Below are 19769 nucleotides of genomic sequence, written 5' to 3'. Positions count from 1 at the left end.
GTAGTATATAAATAATATTATAGATGATTTCTAGTGTTTCATACTATATAAAATTATTTTATTACCTTACTATAATTTTAACTCTAGATTAGAGAGTTAATGATTCAAATGTAGCCATAACGTTAACGTACAATTTAAATGTGTAATTACATTTATTGACTAAACTTATTGAGTACTTTAGTAATTTGTAAGAGATTAACTGATGAAAAAAACATATCTTTTTCTCAATACAAGTTTTTTCTTCTGGTTTCTTACTTTAATAGGGTGGTTTTTTAGTTATTTAACTATCGCCTTATTTTCGTTTGCATTATCAATACTGTTCTTGATCGTATACTTCAATCAAAAAAAGGTAAGTAAAATGTTCACCAAAAGACAAAACAAGCCCGCACCTACAGCAACGCCCCCTTCGATAAGTAGTGAGCCTGAAGTGACCATAAAGATAGAAGAACAAGTCACACTATCAACTCCAACTATTAGTGAAGAAAAATCGAATACGATTATCTCTAGGGACGTTATTTTTGAAGGAAATATTACCTCTAATGAGCAAGTGCATATCTACGGAAAAGTCATTGGGAATATAACCGGAAAAGATAATATGGTTAAAGTTATGTTAAACGGCCAAGTGACAGGAAATATCACCTGCAAAGAACTGGTGGTAAATGGGCGAATTGAAGGTGAATGCCACTCTGATACTATTTGTATTGAAAATAATGGAGAAATCCACGGCACGATCCATTACAGCAGTTTATCAATTAAAAAAGGTGGGATTTTATCTGGTCAAGCACAAGTTAAAAACCCAGCTCATCATTCAGAAAAAGTTACCGTATTAAAAGATAAACTAAAACAAGACACTTTCATACTCAATGAAAGTGTAAATAATACATCTTTATAATCATAATAAAAATAAGGTGAAAATACTCACCTTATTTTTAAGCTTTAATATAGGCATTTATCCTTACGCTAATATCTTATTCATTATTAAAAATATAAGGTAATACCCTTTAATGACTGCCATGGTTTCCCCTATAGCAGTCATTGTGACTAAAATGTTTTATACTTTAAAATACAGTAAATGGCATCATCACCATAAATTTAATATCTTTTTCATCTTGGAAGATATTTCCGTAACCACCGCCATAGCTCGGAATATCTGTATGGTTATCATATTTGGTAAAATGCAGTTTAAACAACGTATCTTTCGCTCTACCTGACTGTACGGTATATAAAATATCAAAGTTCCATGCACTTTCTTTCAAACGTACATCTTGAGCATATTGGCTATTCGTACTTGGTTTTGCATCCCATCCATAAATATATGAGGTTCCGACCTTCCATCCGGCTAAATCCCAATTTTTTAAATCATACATGACACCTGCCATTACTGCTTTTTCATTATTAGCATTCCAGTCTGAACGGCCATCCCACCAAATATCCATACGGCCATTTGATGTTGCCCAGCCAGGGGTCATACGCTGTAGGAAATAACCTTGATTGCCTTTAGCTTTTACATAGGTTCCCTCAACTTTAAAATCAAATTCATCGTAGGTGTAACCTAATGTCATCGCTTGCAACCAAGCTAAACCGTCATAAACATCGTTAACTCCGCCGTCTGAAACCTTGTCTTTTGCTCCATAAAATTGATAAGACATACGTAAGTCACGGCCTACAACAGGAGTAGCATAGGAAACCTTGGCAAAATATTGATCCATATAACTTTTAGCTTGCCCATATGCACCTTCAAGGACTAGATTGTTTTTAAAGTCATATTTAAAGCCAATTGAGTGTAAATAGCTGATCCCAGTTTTACCATCCGCTTCACGAAAGTCATACATACTACGGTACCAAGGCGCTTTATAGCGGTCGGTCCACATATAAGACATGCTGAGTTCACCATTTTGCTCAAAATCAAACACCCCACCCAGCTCTAATCCGCGGTATGTTCCAGGCATATAACTCCAATGGGATGCTAAAAGCGTTTGCCCCGTTGGCTGAATATAGCCGCCTCTCCCCCAGAAAGGGCCATATTTCAATTTTGCAGCAGCCTTATAAAAAGTCACACCACTGCGATCCCCTGTCCATTTTTCATCCCAACGTGATTTCGCATCACTAAAGCCGATTTCATTTGGCGCAGCAGGCCCACTATTTGATAGCTCAATAGCTGTAAAACCGGCTAAATCAAGCCCAATGATGTCCTGGAAGTAGCCGGATGAGAAATCTAGGCTGGCATTAAACGTTGAGTGTTTAAGATTATCCGCATATTTTTTATATTTATCGCTATTTGGGTCTAAATCCTTACGTGAACGATCTCGTTGCCAGTAGTAAAGGCCACCAGTAAGTTTTGAATCTTCAAGAAATTGCTCCGCATGCATAATTGGCTGGTAACCAATAGGAAGCATCGCTATTGCAATTTTTAAGACGAGCAATTTCCTGCCAGTATTGACATTTTTATTAACCATTCTTGTATTCCTCTAATATTTTTTAATTTTATTTTTCGGCCGAAATACGATTTAACTTTCCATTTAAATCTAAATATTCACAATGAGTTATGCCTCTTGCGATGTATTTAGCCTATTTTTTGCAACGCGAATTATCAACACAGATACAGGCTTTGTTGCCAAAATATGATCAACGGCACATTAATTTTAATTAACTACCATTATCACCGGTGATGACCTTACTAAAAATAAAATTTAATATATTGATAAATATGAAAAATAATGAAGAGAAACACATTCGCTGGGGCTTAAGATAAAATCTGTAAATTAACCCTTTGGACCTTAATTTTTGCTATTTGATAAGAATTCTCTAATTTCTATCACCACATTGACCTAATTGTCTTAAAAAAAATCAGATATTGAGTGAAATGCTTAGGATAAATGTTGTTATGCTGAAAAATAACATACATAAATATGAAATTTCTTAGCAACAATAAAACTAACGGGGTACAGGCTACTGCACCCCGCTGTATTGAATTAACACTTGTTTTGATAATTAATATTTTTCAAATAATGCCTGAATTTGCTGGGGATCTTTAGTCTGGGTTAAGGCTAATTGCAGCAATACACGCGCTTTTTGCGGGTTCAACCTTTCTGAAGCTACAAAACCATATAAATTGTCATCTACTTCAGCATTTCTTGTTGTATAACCTGTTGGTACACGGCTTGAACGAACGACAACCACGTCTTCTTTCGCTGCTTTTGCTAAAGCGTCAAATACCACTTTATACATATTACCGTTACCCACACCTGCGCTTACAATTCCTTCAACCCCTTCTTCTCTCAAGGCTTTCACAGGAGCTGCTGATGCATTCGCATAATTATAAACGATACCTACCGCAGGGAGCTTTTCGAGTTTGCTTACATCAAATGCCGCTTTGTCACCACGTGGTTGTGGTGCTTGGAAATAGGTGACTTTACCATCATGAATAAAACCTTCTGCCCCACTATTAACGGCATCAAATGCCTGTACTTCAGTGGTGCTCATTTTCATCACATTACGGCCTTGCACGACTTTATCGTTCATTGCCATCAAAACACCACGCTCTCCAGCAGACTTATCCGTCGCTAAAACTACTGCATTATACAGGTTCAAAGGACCATCAGCGCCCAAAGCTGTTGAAGGACGCATTGCACCAACCAAGACAATTGGCTTTTTACATTGCGTGGTTAAATCAAGGAAAAATGCCGTTTCTTCTAAAGTATCAGTACCATGAGTGATTACAAAACCATCTGTTTTATCGCAATCTTGGTTAATTTTTTTCGCCAGTGTCAGCCAGACTTGGTCATTCATATCTTGTGAACCAATATTCACCAACTGCTCACCACTTAAATTGGCAATTTTTTGGGTTTCTGGCACGGCATTAATTAAAGCATCAATCCCGACTTTACCCGCTTGATAACTGGAAGATGTGGCTGAATCACCGCCACCTGCTATCGTTCCCCCTGTCGCCAATACCGTAATATTCGGTTGAGCGATAGCAGATACGGCAAACAGTGAAACCAATGTCGCTAAAAGCGCTTTATTTCTGTTTTTCATCCTATTTTCCTTTCATTAATAAACTTCAGTTATTATGTGGAATTATGCTGAATTTTATGTGACCTATACAATTATTTTAGGATAAATAATGAATTTTAAGATGATTTATCTGTGAATAAATAAAAAGCGTGAGGCTTACGACAAAAATCCGTATCATAGGCCGTTTGAAACACTCTATTCACAAGTGACTGACAATGAGCCAAACTTTTATTCCCGGCAAAGATGCCGCTCTTGAAGATTCCATCGATGCATTTCAAACCAAATTAAAGAAATTAGGGTTTGATATTGAAGAAGCCTCTTGGTTAAACCCTGTTCCCAACGTTTGGTCTGTACATATTCGCGATAAAGCGTGCCCGCTTTGCTTCACTAATGGTAAAGGGGCGAGCAAAAAAGCCGCATTAGCCTCAGCGCTTGGTGAGTATTTTGAGCGTTTATCAACGAATTACTTCTTTGCGGACTTTTACCTCGGTAAATCTATCGCTGAAGGGGATTTTGTTCATTATCCTAATGAAAAATGGTTCCCATTAACCGAAGATGACAGTTTACCTGAAGGGTTATTAGACAATCGTTTGATTAAGTTTTATGACCCCGACAACGCCTTAGCCGCTAGCCAATTAATTGACTTACAGTCCGGCAATGAAGAACGTGGTATCTGCGCTCTGCCATTTACCCGCCAATCAGACAACCAAACCGTGTACATTCCAATGAATATCGTTGGCAACCTATATGTTTCTAACGGAATGTCTGCGGGAAATACCGCCAACGAAGCCCGTGTACAAGGCCTTTCCGAAGTCTTTGAACGCTTTGTAAAAAATAAAATCATTGCTGAAAGTATTAGCTTACCGGCTATCCCTGCTGACGTCATGGCACGCTACCCTGCAGTAGTTGAAGCCGTTGAAACCTTAGAAAAAGAAGGTTTTCCAATTTTCTGTTATGACGCATCACTGGGCGGCCAATACCCTGTAATTTGTGTGGTATTATTTAACCCACAGAACGGGACTTGTTTTGCCTCATTTGGTGCTCATCCTGACTTTGGTGTTGCTCTTGAGCGTACCGTCACCGAATTGCTGCAAGGCCGTGGCTTAAAAGACCTCGATGTGTTTAATGCGCCGACCTTTGATGACGAGGAAGTGGCTGAACACACAAACCTTGAAACACACTTTATTGATTCAAGCGGTTTAATTAGCTGGGATTTGTTTAAAGATGATGCCGATTATGCCTTTGCAGATTGGAGCTTTAAAGGCACAACTCAAGAAGAATTTGCAACACTTATCAGTATTTTCAATACATTAGATGCTGAAGTCTATATTGCAGATTATAACCATTTGGGTGTCTACGCTTGCCGTATTTTAGTCCCGGGTATGTCTGATATTTACCCAGTAGAAGATTTACATATCGCAAATAACGCGATGGGCGCTTATTTACGCGACACCATTATCAACCTGCCAGATAGCCAATGGGAAAAGCAAGATTATCTTGCCCTTATCGAGCAACTAGATGATGACGGTTTAGATGATTTTACCCGTGTTCGTGAATTACTCGGTTTGGCTGTAGGTAAAGACAATGGGTGGAGTAACCTGCGCATTGGCGAGCTAAAATCCATGTTAGCACTGGCGGGTGGTGATCTTGAACAAGCACTGGCTTGGGTTGAATGGACACAAGACTTCAATAGTTCGGTATTTACTGCTGAGCGGGCAAATTATTATCGTTGCTTGCAAACCCTGTTGTTGTTATCCCAAGAAGAAGAGCGTGACCCTGCGCAATACTACAACGCATTTGTACGTATGTATGGGCAAGAAGCAGTAGATGCGGCATCCGCTGCTATCGCTGGGGAAGCATGCTTTTATGGTTTGTGGTCGATTGACGAAGAACTGAAAGCACTTCCTGCGCACCAAGCCTTGCTGGCAGCTTATGAAAAGCTGCAAAAAGCAAAGCGTGACAATGCATAATGTGAATTGATTCGTTGACGGGGAGATCACCCCGTCAACATTTTTACATTTTATTGATTTATATTAATTATAAATCCAATGAACGTTTCCATAATAAGAAATCAAACTGCTCTAGCCGATCCGCTTGGACCTGATAGTCACCACTTGCCGTTTCAATCACCCGTTCAAATAACCCTTTACTTATTGTCGGTAATGGAACCCCATCAATAATTGGCCCACAATCATAATCAATCATGTCTGACAAACGTGTTGCAATTGCGCTATTAGTCGATATTTTTAAAACTGGCACAATCGGGTTCCCTGTGGGAGTTCCGAGACCTGTTGAAAAAATAACCACATTGCAGCCTGCAGCAACAAGGCCAGTGACCGCATCAACATCATTACCCGGAGTGCAAACTAATGATAACCCGCTGTCTGGCATTGGCTCCGCATAGTCGCATACCGCACTAATTGGTGAGGTTCCACCTTTTTTAGCCGCTCCCGTCGATTTAATCGCGTCGGTTATTAATCCGTCCGCAACATTGCCGGGACTCGGGTTATCAGCAATCGTAGTATTAAAGAAATTCGCTGTTTTTTCATAACATTCCATCAAGTCTAAGAATTTTTTCTTATCCTCAAAAGAGATGCATCGTTTCACCATATCCCCTTCTGCCCCACACAATTCAGGGAATTCAGCTAACCCAGATGCGCCCCCCAACGTGACGAGCCAATCAGAGACTAGCCCCATCGCTGGATTACCCGAAATCCCAGAAAAACCGTCAGAAGCACCACATTTCACACCGAGTTTTAAATGGGACAACGGAACATCCATACGTGATTGCGGTATGACAGCCTTCATGCATTCATAAGTTTGCTTCAAAGCGGTTTGCATCATTTCTTCTTCGCTATTCCATTCTTGCTGGCGGAAGTAAAGTGCAGGTTTAGCAAAATTGGGGTTACGAGCGGTGAGTGACTCTTTAAACATTTTGCGCTGTGCTTTTTCACAGCCCAAACTGAAGACGGTAATACCGATGACATTAGGGTGATCCGCATAGGCAGCAAGCACATCACACATGGTCTTACTATCAGAGGTCGCGCCACCGCAACCACTCGTGACCGTAATGCAACGCACGCCTTCTATATGTGGGAATAATTTAGGTTTTGCGACGCCCCCTTGCTCACCCACAGTTAAATCTAATGCAAAGTTTTTCAAACTATTATTGGTATAACCTAATGCTTCATTTAAGGCATCAGTAAGTTTTGTTACATTGCGGTTTTCACAAAATACTAATGGAAAGATCAACCAGTAATTTGCGGTTCCCACTCGCCCATCCTCACGGACATAGCCTTTAAACGTGCGCCCTTGATATGCAGACACATCAGGGGCTTTCCACTCATATGGTACGTCTTGTTCTAAAGAAACTGGGGCTGCGTAATGGCGAATATTATCAACGGTGATAACTTCTCCTTTTGCGATTGGCTTTGTGGCTTTTCCTACTGCGGTGCCATACATCGAAACAATGCCATCAATAGGTATCGCTTCCATCGCAAACTTATGTTTTGCTTTAACATCTGTCACTAGGGTCACGTCTTCATTTCCCCAGCGATAAGCCTCTCCTGCTTGCAGGTCTTTTAAGGCAACAATTAGGTTGTCGCTCTCATCGATTCTTAATATTTTTTGCATATCTCACCTTCCAGAAAGCATGCCATTAATGGGATGACAAAGCCTTTATGTTATTGTTGTGGGCGTTTTTTTTAAGTAATGCGATTAAGATGGCACAACCGACGGTGATCACCGCTAACGTCACGATACCTGCGGTATTGCTATTCATCATTTTATCGACTTCAACACAAATTATTGGTGCGAGGAATGAACAAAATGCCCCCATAGTGGTACAGAAACCAATTCCTGCCGCTAATGCAGGGCCGCTTAATAACTGAGGTGGAAACGTCCAAAACACTGGTTGAACGGATAAAAAGCCAACCGCGCTTAAACATAACGCCGCAATAGCAAAAACAGGACTAGCAAATGCTGACAATGCCAAGCCTAATGCGGCAGCTAACATACACAAAACTGAGATTTCGATGCGACGGGTTGGATGGCGGTCGGCAAAACGAGGAATGTAATACACCCCAAATGCAGAACAAGCCCAAGGTATTGCAGCAACTAATGATTGTTTAAAGCCTAAACTTTCTCCCATTAAGGATGCAACTTGGGAAGGCAGAAAGAACATCAAACCATATACTGAGATTTGGATCGTGCCGTAAATCAGTGCAAGGTGCCAAACTTTGATATTTTTCAGTGCGGATGATACCGATGTGGTTTCCGTTTTTGCATTTTCTTTTGCTAATTGTTCTATTAGAGCCTTTTTCTCTTCTTCAGTTAAAAAACGCGCTTTTTCAGGGCTGTCATCCAAATAAAAGAAAGCAAAAATACCAATCACAACAGCAGGAAGGCCTTCAATAACAAACATCCAGAACCAACCCGGCCGACCTAACCAGCCATGCAATTCCAGTAATGCGCCTGATAATGGTGAGCCCAGCGTCAACGCCAAAGGTACGCCTAAAACGAAGATCCCAATTACAGAGCCGCGTACATTGTTGGGGAAATAAATGGAAGCTAATAATAGAATACCTGGATAAAACCCGGCTTCGCCCAACCCCAATAAGAAGCGTAAAATAATAAATTGCGTCTCATTGGTGACAAAACCTGTCATTGCAGACAGAACGCCCCAGATTACCGTGGTAATACTCAGCCATTTTTGTGCGCCAATTTTGTTTAAAATTAAGTTAGCGGGGATACCAAACAGCGCATATGCCGCAAAGAAAATACCTGCACCAAAAGCAAACGCAGAATCAGACAAACCAATGTCGACTTGCATTGCATCTTTAGCAAAACCCACATTGACCCGGTCAATGAATGCAACAAAATATAAAATAAACATCAGAGGTACTAAACGTTTCCACGATTTAGCTATCGCAGAATTTAAAACAGGATTGTTATAAGCTTTGATTGTCGCCATGATATTTTTCCCTGTTGATAAGATGTTCTATTGTGTTTGATTCAGGAAAAGTCAGAGTGGTGAATCAGCAAGGGTTAATAACTGCTGAAGTTGCTCAACCTGTTTATTGTTCAACCCAATAAATGGAGCTGTACAATAGTCTGAATTAATCACACCTTTTAGTTGCAACGCTTTTTTAAAGGTTGGGATAAATGGCGCATTGACACCATATATAGCCATCAATTGGTCTACTCGTTGTTGGTGTTTCGCTATTAACGCTAAATCACCTTGGGTAAACGCCTGCATCCATGATGCGAAAAATTGCGGAACAATATTTGAAAGCCCACCAATACAACCATTTCCTCCCGATAGCACCACATGAGCAAAGTTATTATCGTAACCTGCGTATACCTCAAAATGAGGCAAACGTGATTTCACCGTTTCAATTACTTGGGCAGTATGAGTCGTATCAGGAATGGTATCTTTCAACCCGATGATATTGGGGTATTTATCCGCTAAACGTAGGCAAACATCTGGAGAGACAGAATAACCTGTTCGTTCAGGAAAGTTATAAATGAAAATGTTAGCAGATGTTTTTGCTGCTATCGTACTGTAAAAACGAAAAACACCTTCATCATCCAACGGAAAATAATATGGACTGATAATCATCACTCCATCAATTCCTTTTTCGTATGCGTAGTTAGCTAATTCAATCGACTCTTGCACATCAAGGCGGCTTGCCCCTGCATAAACACGCATTTCCTCCTTTGGATAACGGCCACATAGGTCGATTAATGTTTTTGAGCTCTGCATATTGAGCGCAAAAAATTCCCCCGTGCTGCCCATAGTGACAAAACCAGAGACCTTGCCTTTCAATGAGTCATAAACACGTATGTTTTGTTCTGTATCCACTCGACCTTTGTCATCAAAAATGGTCACTACTGGCGTGATATAACGACTTTCCATACCGATAATCTCCTTGCTGATTATTGTTCATATATACAAACTGCATTCATAAATAAAAACAAACAACAAGAAATCATGAATTACTGATTGAGTCAAATTCATTCAATCCATATATAGTCCAAATATAACAATTTGATTAAAAAGGAATTTAAAGTGAGAAAATAGCCATTAAACTGACTGGGAGTTGTTTTTTTTATTACTAAATTTTGAGCAAGCTCACGCCTTTTGGATGACTTTACCCATCATTAAGAATGACCAATTTGAGACTAAAGGTATTTCTGAGATGATTTACATAGTGGTATTTTAAACCTAGAATAGCGACAAAATTAATCAGGGAGGTAGTTTAATGTCTACGGGGCACATGCCGACAATTCGGGTATTAGAAATACTGCAAGTTTTATCGGCTGAAAATACTGGGCTTTCTTTGACACAACTTTCTGATAAAACACAAATCTTAAAGGGGACGATTTATCCTATCTTAAAAACGTTGGTTGAACATCGATATATTAATTATGATGACAATAGCCAACTATATTATTTAGGTATCGCCTGCTCGCTCCTTTCCCGCTCATTTTTCGAAAAATCCTATTGGCTCAAAATGGTTCATCGGGAAATGGTACATATCGTAGATGAATGCAATGAAGTGTGCCAAATGGGGATTTTAGATGGTGCTGATGTGCTATACATTGATAAAGTTCAATCAGCGCAAAAAGTTCAATTAATCTCTAATATTGGTACTCGCTTACCTGCTATATATTCTGCACTGGGTAAGGCCATGATTTTCAATTACAGTGACCAGCAAATTTCCCAGCTTTACCCTTCGGGTTTTACCCCTTTAACTCAATACAGTGTGCAAACTCTAGCGGAACTACGCCAGCAACTTGATGACGTCAGAAAAAACAGCTATGCAATTGATAATAAAGAAATAAATGAAGAGACAACCTGTTATGCTGTCGCGTTACGTCAGCGGGATAAAATCATAGCAGCAATTAGCGTGTCTATCCCCACTTTCCGTATCAATGAGCAAAAAATCGATCAAGTCATCAAAATACTATTAACGAGCCGTGAACGCATCGAGCAAGAACTGAATACACTGGAAAATATTGAGTTTTATACCTAGCCATAACGATAAAAACGGATTACTTCATTAAGACATATCACTTTAATTCATAGATTAATTTATATGAATCTTTTATTATTTGCATAATTGTTAGATAAATATTGCAAAAAGACAGTTTAGCTAAGAAAGATATATCGGGATCCCCCCTAATTAAATAGGGTATTATGCAAACATAAGTTAAATTTTATGCCAAAGGGATCATATTCATGTTAAATAGTTAACATTTACGCGTATATTTTTACTTATTCTGATGCTTAAAATTGACTTTATAAAAATTTTTAATAAATTTTAAAAAATATTTTTATCATTGATTTCATTAGGTTACGCTTGACTTTAACATTGCATTAACCATTTTTACCTCTCTCTCTAGCGAGTTCATGATCCAAATCAAATTTCCCATTTATCCCCTTTGTTACTATTATTGCGTGCTATAATTAATCAACTTTGTAAGAGAGTGTTGGTATGAAAGCTGACAACCCTTTTAATTTATTGCCACCAGCTGTAATGGCGCAAGTCGCGGATGATGCCTCTGTTTATAAGGCAAATAAACATCCTGCAATTACTTACTTGTCAGCATTCACTGCCGGTATTTTTATCTCTATTGCGTTTGTATTCTATATCACAGCAACAACTGGGGCAGCTGAAGCGCCTTATGGTTTCACTAAACTTATTGGCGGGATTTGTTTCTCCTTAGGTCTGATGTTAGTGGTTGTATGTGGCGCAGACCTTTTCACCTCCACCGTACTCACTATCGTCTCAAAAGCCACAGGTAGAATTACTTGGGGGCAAATGTTCCGCAACTGGTTTAATGTCTATATTGGTAACTTAATTGGTGCGTTATTCTTTGTTGCACTAATTTGGTTTGCAGGGCAATACACCGCAGCCAATGGCCAATGGGGGTTAAATGTATTACAAACCACCAGCCATAAATTACACCATACCTTTATTGAAGCTGTTGCATTAGGAATTTTAGCAAATTTAATGGTTTGCCTTGCGGTTTGGATGAGTTACTCCGGCCGTAGTTTAACTGATAAACTGGTCGTTTTAGTTTTACCTGTCGCGATGTTTGTGGCGAGCGGTTTTGAGCATAGTATCGCAAACATGTTCATGATCCCGTTAGGCATTATGATTAAAGAGTTCGCTCCTGCTGAATATTGGTCTCAAATAAATATGTCTCCAGACCAATTTTCACATCTAACGGTTGGTAATTTTATTACAGATAACTTAATTCCAGTCACTATCGGGAATATTATTGGCGGCGCGATTTTAGTCGGCCTCATTTATTGGTTTATGCATTTACGTAGTGGCCAAAAACACTAATAGCCACTGACACACACGAAAAGATTTATTAAGATCCCTAAAAGATCCATTGTTAAAAGGTAAAAGTATCATGTCCGAGTTAAATGAAAAATTCGCTTTAGCATGGCAAGGTTTTAACCAAGGTAACTGGCAGGACAACGTCGATGTACGTGACTTCATCCAGAAAAACTACACTCCATATGAAGGTGATGAATCTTTCTTAGCAGGCTCTACTCCAGCAACTGACAAGTTGTGGGATAAAGTCATGGAAGGGATCAAAATCGAAAACCGCACTCATGCGCCAGTTGATTTTGACACAGATGTCGCATCAACCATCACTTCCCATGATGCTGGTTATATTACTAAAGAATTAGAAACAATCGTTGGTTTACAAACTGATGCACCTCTGAAACGTGGTCTTATCCCGTTCGGTGGTATCAAAATGGTTGAAGGCTCATGTAAAGCATACGACCGTACTTTAGATCCAGAAATCAAAAAAATCTTCACTGAATACCGTAAAACTCACAACCAAGGTGTTTTCGACGTTTACACGCCAGACATCTTAAAATGCCGTAAATCAGGTATCTTAACGGGTCTGCCTGATGCATATGGTCGTGGTCGTATCATCGGTGACTACCGTCGTGTTGCACTGTACGGTATTGATTTCCTGATGAAAGACAAATTTAACCAATTCACCTCTTTGCAAGAAAGATTAGAAAAAGGTGAAGACTTACAAATGACTATCCAACTGCGCGAAGAAATTGCTGAACAGCACCGTGCATTGGGTCAAATGAAAGAAATGGCTGCAAAATACGGTTACGATATTTCTGCACCAGCAACAAACGCACAAGAAGCAGTACAGTGGACTTACTTCGGTTACTTAGCCGCTGTTAAATCACAAAACGGTGCTGCAATGTCATTTGGTCGTGTATCTACCTTCTTAGACGTGTATATCCAACGTGACTTAGAAGCAGGTAAAATCACCGAACAACAAGCGCAAGAACTGATTGACCACTTAGTCATGAAACTGCGTATGGTACGTTTCTTACGTACGCCTGAATACGATGAGCTGTTCTCTGGTGACCCAATCTGGGCAACTGAATCATTAGCGGGTATGGGCCTTGATGGTCGTACTCTGGTAACGAAAAGCACATTCCGTTTCCTGAACACACTGTATACCATGGGCCCATCTCCTGAGCCAAACATGACTATCCTGTGGTCAGAAAAACTGCCAATGAATTTCAAAAAATTCGCGGCGAAAGTGTCTATCGATACCTCATCAGTTCAGTATGAAAACGATGACTTGATGCGTCCAGATTTCGATAACGATGACTACGCAATCGCATGCTGTGTTAGCCCAATGATTGTTGGTAAACAAATGCAGTTCTTCGGTGCTCGCGCAAACTTAGCGAAAACCATGCTGTATACCATCAATGGTGGTGTTGATGAAAAACTGAAAATGCAAGTAGGTCCTAAACATGCGCCAATCATGGATGAAGTCTTAGATTTCGATACTGTGATGAACCAAATGGACCACTTCATGGACTGGTTAGCAACTCAGTACGTCACTGCACTGAACTGCATCCACTTTATGCATGACAAATATAGCTATGAAGCTTCACTGATGGCACTACATGACCGTGATGTTTACCGCACCATGGCTTGTGGTATCGCGGGTCTATCTGTTGCTGCTGACTCACTGTCTGCAATCAAATATGCGAAAGTTAAACCAATTCGTGATGAAGACGGTATCGCTATCGACTTCGAAATCGAAGGTGAATATCCACAATTTGGTAACAACGACTCTCGTGTAGATGATATCGCGTGTGACTTAGTTGAACGTTTCATGAAGAAAATTCAGAAACTGCCTACTTACCGTAACGCGGTACCAACTCAGTCAATCCTGACCATCACATCTAACGTTGTGTATGGTAAGAAAACAGGTAATACACCAGATGGTCGTCGTGCAGGTGCGCCATTCGGACCAGGTGCAAACCCAATGCACGGTCGTGACCAAAAAGGTGCGGTAGCTTCACTGACTTCTGTTGCTAAACTGCCATTTGCTTACGCGAAAGATGGTATTTCTTATACTTTCTCTATCGTACCAAATGCATTAGGTAAAGATGACGACGTTCGTAAAACTAACTTAGCGGGTCTGATGGATGGTTACTTCCACCACGAAGCGTCTATTGAAGGCGGCCAGCACCTAAACGTTAACGTTATGAACCGTGAAATGCTGTTAGATGCAATGGAAAACCCAGAGAAGTACCCACAACTGACTATCCGTGTATCTGGTTATGCTGTACGTTTTAACTCACTGACTAAAGAACAACAGCAAGACGTTATTACTCGTACTTTCACCAGTACAATGTAATAATTAGCTCATTAAAATAAAGTAAATTAAAGACCCCGCTTTACGGGGTCTTTTTATCTATACCAGCAACGATATTTTTCTCTAAATTTTGCGGTATGAAAGATATTTTGGAGTGCCTGCTATGTCTATCGATGATACTAAAACCAAAACAATAGCGACGACTAATGTGACAGAAACCCCAACCACACTCGGCCGTATTCATTCATTTGAATCATGCGGAACCGTCGATGGCCCTGGGATCCGTTTTATTGTATTTTTTCAAGGCTGCTTAATGCGCTGCCTGTATTGCCATAACCGCGATACTTGGGATACCCACGGTGGCAACATTGTTACCGTTGAAGAATTAATGAAAGAAGCCGTAACCTATCGCCACTTTATGAATGCGACTGGCGGAGGTGTTACCGCCTCAGGCGGAGAAGCTATCTTACAAGCTGAATTTGTACGTGACTGGTTCCGTGCCTGTAAAAAAGAGAATATTCATACTTGCCTTGATACCAATGGATTCGTGCGCCGCTACGACCCAGTGATTGATGAACTGATGGATGTCACTGACTTGGTGATGTTAGATTTAAAACAAATCGATGACGATATTCATCAAAAATTAGTAGGTGTTTCTAACCATCGTACTTTGGAATTTGCTCGTTACCTTGCCAAACGCAACCAGAAAACTTGGGTACGCTATGTTGTCGTGCCAGGTTGGAGCGATGACGACCATTCAGTACATTTACTGGGCGAATTTACCAAAGATATGAGCAATATCGAAAAAATCGAATTACTGCCCTACCACGAACTTGGTAAACACAAATGGGAAACCATGGGTGAAGAATACAAACTAGATGGCGTTAGACCACCATCAAAAGAAGTGATGGAACGAGTTAAAAGTATTCTAGAAAGTTATGGTCACAAAGTGATGTACTAACCAATTTGAGGCTCTTTATAGAGCCTCTACTTTATCTGCTATTATTCCTATCTAAACAAAGGTAAATGGCCAATTAGCTGAGTAACTGCCTTTTTATTCCCCACAAAGCCGATCCCTGCCAATTGAATATCTTTATATTGCTGCTCAGATAGTTTTTGCTGATATTCATCATAAGTCCGGCAAGATTGAGCGAGCAAACTAAAAGGAATAACGTATATTTCATTTACCTTTAATGCAGCCACTTCAATCTCTTTAATATACTGCTCTGGTGATTTTAAAATCGGTAATGGCACATAAATCACCCCAGGGTAATTAATATTATCTGTGCTATTCAAATCTTCCCCTACTATATTGTTAACTTTATTTCCTAAACTCACACCAATCACACTAGCGGCATTCATTGCCAACCCGTTAGATAAATCCTGATTAACGACGATAGCACAACGATGCTCAGCTGGATTAAATATCATTCCTGTCCCCTACTATTTTATGTGTATTCAATTTCCCAATAATTATGACATTTAAAGAAAGAAATAGGCTTTCTAACTCAGTCATTACACGCTAAGATTTAGGTAAATTTATCCCATTAAAAGCACTTTCAAGGTAGAGCTTTCCATTTATGGCAATAGACAAGACAGAAATAAAAATACTGAAGTTACTACAGGATGACGCTCGAATAACTAACCAAGTACTTGCCGAAAAAGTAGGCATGTCGGCCTCTCCCTGTTGGCGAAGGGTTAAAAAATTAGAAGAAGAAAATGTTATTCAAGGGTATCGCGCCATTCTCAATCGTAGAAAGATTGGCTTAGGCGTCATGGTTTTTGTTCGCGTCATTATTGATAGTGATAGCGAGGCTGAAGCACAAAAATTTGAACAAGAAGTGACTGAGCTAGAAAATGTCGTCGCTTGCTACAGTATTGGTGGTGATTCTGACTTTTTACTTCAGGTTGTATCCCATGATTTAGACTCCTATGCCGACTTTGCTATGACTGTTATTCGCCGGCTACCAGGTATCAAAGAAATGCAAAGTATGTTTGTACTTAAAGAAATTAAGCCGTTAGATGCTTACCCAATATCACTTATTTAGCTTTTAAATTAAATAAAATCTTACTTAATTATTATGAATCGTGATTATTTAATTGACGATTCAACCTTGTTGATAGAACCCAAAATAGCTTTTTTCACTAAATATACTAAATATTCGTATTCTATTCAGTGCATTAAGGCATAGATAACTATCTTATTTCGATAGAAAATATTTTATACAAGAAAATTCTAATCAAAAATACCTTACCAGAATAGTCTGCTTTATAATAAGCTAACTTATCTGCATACTACTGCCGATAAGTTACAAGAATGAGTATAAGCTCAAAAAACTTATAAATAATAATTAATCGCTAATTCACTACGACTAACAGGTTCCTTTTTTATTATGAATAATGAAAACTTCAGTGCAGATAACAACCCTGCACCTACAATTAATGCGCAAACGCAAGCTGATACATTTGTTTTTCACGCAGAACCGCGTGCAGTAGATGCAGGCGAAGGTGTTAACTGGATCAGCCAATCATGGTCTCTCGTTAAAGAAAAACTGGGAATGTGGATCTTGATTAACATTGTTCTGTTTGCTGTGATCTTTATCATTTCAATGATCCCATTCTTAAATTTATTAATTACATTTATTACACCTATTTTTATCGGTGGTATTATTGCTATCAGTGAAAATCAACGTAAAACAGGTCAAGCAGAAATCGGCTTACTATTTGCAGGCTTCCAAAATAAATTTGGTACGTTGTTTGCTGTAGGCGCAATCAACTTTGCTGCTAACTTAGTTGGTATGATCATCGCATTTATTATCGGTGGTTCTGCAATGTTCGGTTTACTGATGGAAAGCAACCAATATGGTGCGCCATCAGATGCCGCTATCCTTGCCTCTTCAGGTACATTCTTCTTTGCAATCATCATCATGGCCGTTGCAGCATTAGTGGGTACAGCCTTAACTTGGTTTGCTCCTGCATTAGTGATGAACCATGATTTCACGGTTGGCGCTGCAATTTCTGCAAGCTTACAAGCCGTTAAGAAAAACATCCTGCCAGGTATTCTGTTCTTTATCGTTATCTCTATCTTAATGATAATTTCAGTTATTCCATTAGGTTTAGGTTTATTAGTTTCTATGCCAATTATGTATGTTTGCTATTACAGCAGCTACCGTAGCCTGTTTTTCTCGCAAGTAAAATAAACCAAAATATGATGATTTGACGACTTTGTTAAATCATTAGTTCTAAAAAAAGGAAAGCATTTGCTTTCCTTTTTGCTATCCCGAAAAAATTCACATATATTCCTTTAAATGATAATTTCCCTCTTCTTTTCATAAATTGGAGTTGTTTTCCATGTATTTCGATATCACTGATTTAAAACTGTGTGTTAATGTCGCCAATGCAGGAAGTATCACCCAAGGAGCGAAACTAACTTATATTACACTGCAATCTGCAAGTGAACGAATACGTGGGTTAGAAAACGAATTAAACATCGTTATATTTATTCGTTCAGTGAAAGGTGTTTCATTATCGAATGCAGGCCATGTATTTATTGAGCATGCGAAAACAGTTTTGCAGCAAATTGAATTAATGCAAGATGAACTGCGACAATATAGTCAACACCTGCGCGGGCATATTAATATTCTTTGTAATACTTCTGCCCAAATGGAATTTTTACCCGCCCGTATTAGCGCATATTTACGACAACACCCCATTATGTCTGTATCCGTGAAGGAAATGCCAAGTGCTAACATCGTCACTGCCATCAAAAATAAAATTGCAGATATTGGTATTATCGCAGATTCTACTGACCTCACTGGTCTGGATATTCAACCATTCAGCTCAGATGAATTAGTCGTTTTTGCCCATAAAGATAGCTTTTGGGCGAGCCAAAAGAGTGTTCCATTTTCTGATATTATTGATGCTGAATTTGTGGGGTTGATAGAAGATAACCCATTACAAAAACATATTGATAATAATGCCAAACAACAAGGCAAACGGCTCAACTACCGGGTACGCATGCCAACTCTAGATGCTGTAATGCAAGGGGTTAATGATGGCATTGGCATTGCTATTATTCCCAAACAAGCGGCGCAGCGTAGTCAACTTTCTACTACTAAAATAGTGCAATTGACCGAAGATTGGGCATGTCGAAAATTAGTTATCTGCGCACGAGATTTCAGCCAATTACCTGATTATACCAACGAGTTTATTCATTTTTTAATTAACTGGTCATCTGAAAGCTAAGTTTGCCGCCATGTAAATCCCTAATCCTGTTAACCCAATAAAAAAGCAACGACGAAATACCTTTTCACTAATGATCTGGCGAAAATATTGGCCAAGATACATTCCACCAATAGCAGGAATTAAGGCAAAGGCAGATAAACTCCAATTAATATCATACTGTTGCTGGTCAATGGATAATCTAATGGCTAATGCAACTGTTGATGCGGTAAATGCTAACCCTAGAGCCTGAATAAGCTCATCTTTATTTAATTTTAATGTTTGTAAATATGGAACAGCTGGAATAACAAATACTCCGGTAGCAGCCGTAATCACACCTGTGATATACCCCACTGTAGGGGAAAGCCATGTTTCATATTTCTCGGAAGATGGCATTTTTTTAGCCACTAAACCCCATATCCCATAAATAATAAGTACGATACCCAGTGCAGGGAGTGTCCAGCGAGATGCCGAGGTTAAAGAAGGTAAAAAACTGAATAATGTGCCAAGCATGACCCCAATAATAAAACCACTGAGCCGTTTGATTAGCGCCATAAATTGTGGACCAATTAATAATTGCCATATATTCGTGATTAACGAAGGAATAATTAACAAGCTAGCAGCGGCAACAGGCTCCATTGACGTACTGAGTAACCCCATTGCGATTGTTGGTAACCCTAGTCCAATCACTCCTTTTACAATACCTGCTAATAAGAAAACACCAATAATTACACCCATCAATATCACTCCGATAAATTTACTTTACCGTAGATTAATGTCCTACATTAAATGTCGCTATTTGGAAAATATTGAGGTGGGATCAGGCTTAGCCTGAGGATGTTTTTACCAAAACACTTTAAATTACA

Annotated in this window: 16 protein-coding genes; 9 read left to right on the top strand and 7 right to left on the bottom strand. The window is 39.3% G+C overall.

Features of this window, described 5'->3' with window-relative positions:
- The first annotated feature begins 358 nt into the window (after window positions 1-358).
- Window positions 359-892: a bactofilin family protein gene (locus tag PR800_RS00770; RefSeq protein WP_231068406.1), complete on the top strand. Its 534-nt coding sequence runs from the start codon at window positions 359-361 to the stop codon at window positions 890-892.
- Between the two features lie 166 nt (window positions 893-1058).
- Here PR800_RS00770 and chiP read toward each other — a convergent pair whose 3' ends face one another.
- Entirely contained in the window at window positions 1059-2456 is a 1398-nt protein-coding gene (gene chiP, locus PR800_RS00765) for a chitoporin ChiP (protein ID WP_102138469.1), read from the bottom strand.
- A gap of 535 nt (window positions 2457-2991) precedes the next feature.
- Window positions 2992-4035 (bottom strand): L-asparaginase 2, encoded by a 1044-nt coding sequence (gene ansB / locus PR800_RS00760; RefSeq protein WP_166184639.1) that lies wholly within the window; start codon window positions 4033-4035, stop codon window positions 2992-2994.
- 194 nt (window positions 4036-4229) lie between these two features.
- Between ansB and ycaO the strand changes: the two genes are divergently transcribed.
- Window positions 4230-5984 (top strand): 30S ribosomal protein S12 methylthiotransferase accessory factor YcaO, encoded by a 1755-nt coding sequence (ycaO, locus tag PR800_RS00755; RefSeq protein WP_166266527.1) that lies wholly within the window; start codon window positions 4230-4232, stop codon window positions 5982-5984.
- Window positions 5985-6051: 67 nt separating this feature from the next.
- Here ycaO and PR800_RS00750 read toward each other — a convergent pair whose 3' ends face one another.
- The 3 genes from PR800_RS00750 to PR800_RS00740 are packed head-to-tail and all read right to left on the bottom strand — an operon-like array spanning window position 6052 to window position 9931.
- Complete coding sequence (locus tag PR800_RS00750; protein WP_210843639.1) at window positions 6052-7647, bottom strand: UxaA family hydrolase; 1596 nt, start codon at window positions 7645-7647, stop codon at window positions 6052-6054.
- Between the two features lie 25 nt (window positions 7648-7672).
- A complete protein-coding gene (locus tag PR800_RS00745) occupies window positions 7673-8986 on the bottom strand; it encodes an MFS transporter (RefSeq protein WP_272529955.1) in 1314 nt (437 codons plus the stop codon).
- 51 nt (window positions 8987-9037) lie between these two features.
- On the bottom strand, window positions 9038-9931 hold the full coding sequence (locus PR800_RS00740) for a dihydrodipicolinate synthase family protein (RefSeq protein ID WP_166184650.1): 894 nt from the start codon (window positions 9929-9931) through the stop codon (window positions 9038-9040).
- Window positions 9932-10277: 346 nt separating this feature from the next.
- On the opposite strand from PR800_RS00740, the gene PR800_RS00735 reads away from it, so the two are divergent.
- The 4 genes from PR800_RS00735 (at window position 10278) to pflA (ending at window position 15643) form a co-directional block, all read left to right on the top strand.
- Entirely contained in the window at window positions 10278-11051 is a 774-nt protein-coding gene (locus tag PR800_RS00735) for an IclR family transcriptional regulator (RefSeq protein ID WP_102138463.1), read from the top strand.
- A gap of 462 nt (window positions 11052-11513) precedes the next feature.
- The gene (focA, locus tag PR800_RS00730) at window positions 11514-12371 is read left to right on the top strand and encodes a formate transporter FocA (protein WP_166184656.1); all 858 of its coding nucleotides are present in this window, start codon (window positions 11514-11516) and stop codon (window positions 12369-12371) included.
- Between the two features lie 70 nt (window positions 12372-12441).
- Entirely contained in the window at window positions 12442-14724 is a 2283-nt protein-coding gene (pflB, locus tag PR800_RS00725) for a formate C-acetyltransferase (protein ID WP_102138461.1), read from the top strand.
- Between the two features lie 121 nt (window positions 14725-14845).
- The gene (gene pflA / locus PR800_RS00720; RefSeq protein WP_229597552.1) at window positions 14846-15643 is read left to right on the top strand and encodes a pyruvate formate lyase 1-activating protein; all 798 of its coding nucleotides are present in this window, start codon (window positions 14846-14848) and stop codon (window positions 15641-15643) included.
- 47 nt (window positions 15644-15690) lie between these two features.
- On the opposite strand, the gene PR800_RS00715 is transcribed toward pflA, so the two are convergent.
- Window positions 15691-16113 carry a DUF2000 domain-containing protein gene (locus PR800_RS00715; RefSeq protein ID WP_272529953.1) on the bottom strand — a complete coding sequence of 141 codons (423 nt, stop codon included), beginning with the start codon at window positions 16111-16113 and terminating at the stop codon, window positions 15691-15693.
- Window positions 16114-16262: 149 nt separating this feature from the next.
- On the opposite strand from PR800_RS00715, the gene PR800_RS00710 reads away from it, so the two are divergent.
- The 3 genes from PR800_RS00710 (at window position 16263) to PR800_RS00700 (ending at window position 18927) form a co-directional block, all read left to right on the top strand.
- The gene (locus PR800_RS00710) at window positions 16263-16730 is read left to right on the top strand and encodes an Lrp/AsnC family transcriptional regulator (RefSeq protein WP_166184659.1); all 468 of its coding nucleotides are present in this window, start codon (window positions 16263-16265) and stop codon (window positions 16728-16730) included.
- Between the two features lie 345 nt (window positions 16731-17075).
- Entirely contained in the window at window positions 17076-17882 is an 807-nt protein-coding gene (locus PR800_RS00705; protein ID WP_102138458.1) for a BPSS1780 family membrane protein, read from the top strand.
- Between the two features lie 151 nt (window positions 17883-18033).
- Complete coding sequence (locus PR800_RS00700) at window positions 18034-18927, top strand: LysR substrate-binding domain-containing protein (protein WP_166184662.1); 894 nt, start codon at window positions 18034-18036, stop codon at window positions 18925-18927.
- Here the strand turns inward: PR800_RS00700 and PR800_RS00695 are convergent.
- Window positions 18913-19641, bottom strand: a complete 729-nt coding sequence (locus PR800_RS00695) for a sulfite exporter TauE/SafE family protein (RefSeq protein ID WP_102138456.1) — start codon at window positions 19639-19641, stop codon at window positions 18913-18915. The genes PR800_RS00700 and PR800_RS00695 overlap by 15 nt on opposite strands.
- Window positions 19642-19769 lie beyond the last annotated feature (128 nt).

The organism is Providencia sp. PROV205 (assembly GCF_028479505.1).
Lineage (GTDB): Bacteria > Pseudomonadota > Gammaproteobacteria > Enterobacterales > Enterobacteriaceae > Providencia > Providencia huaxiensis.
The sequence above is the reverse complement of the archived record's forward strand: the minus strand, read 5'-3'. Positions and strand labels throughout refer to the sequence as shown.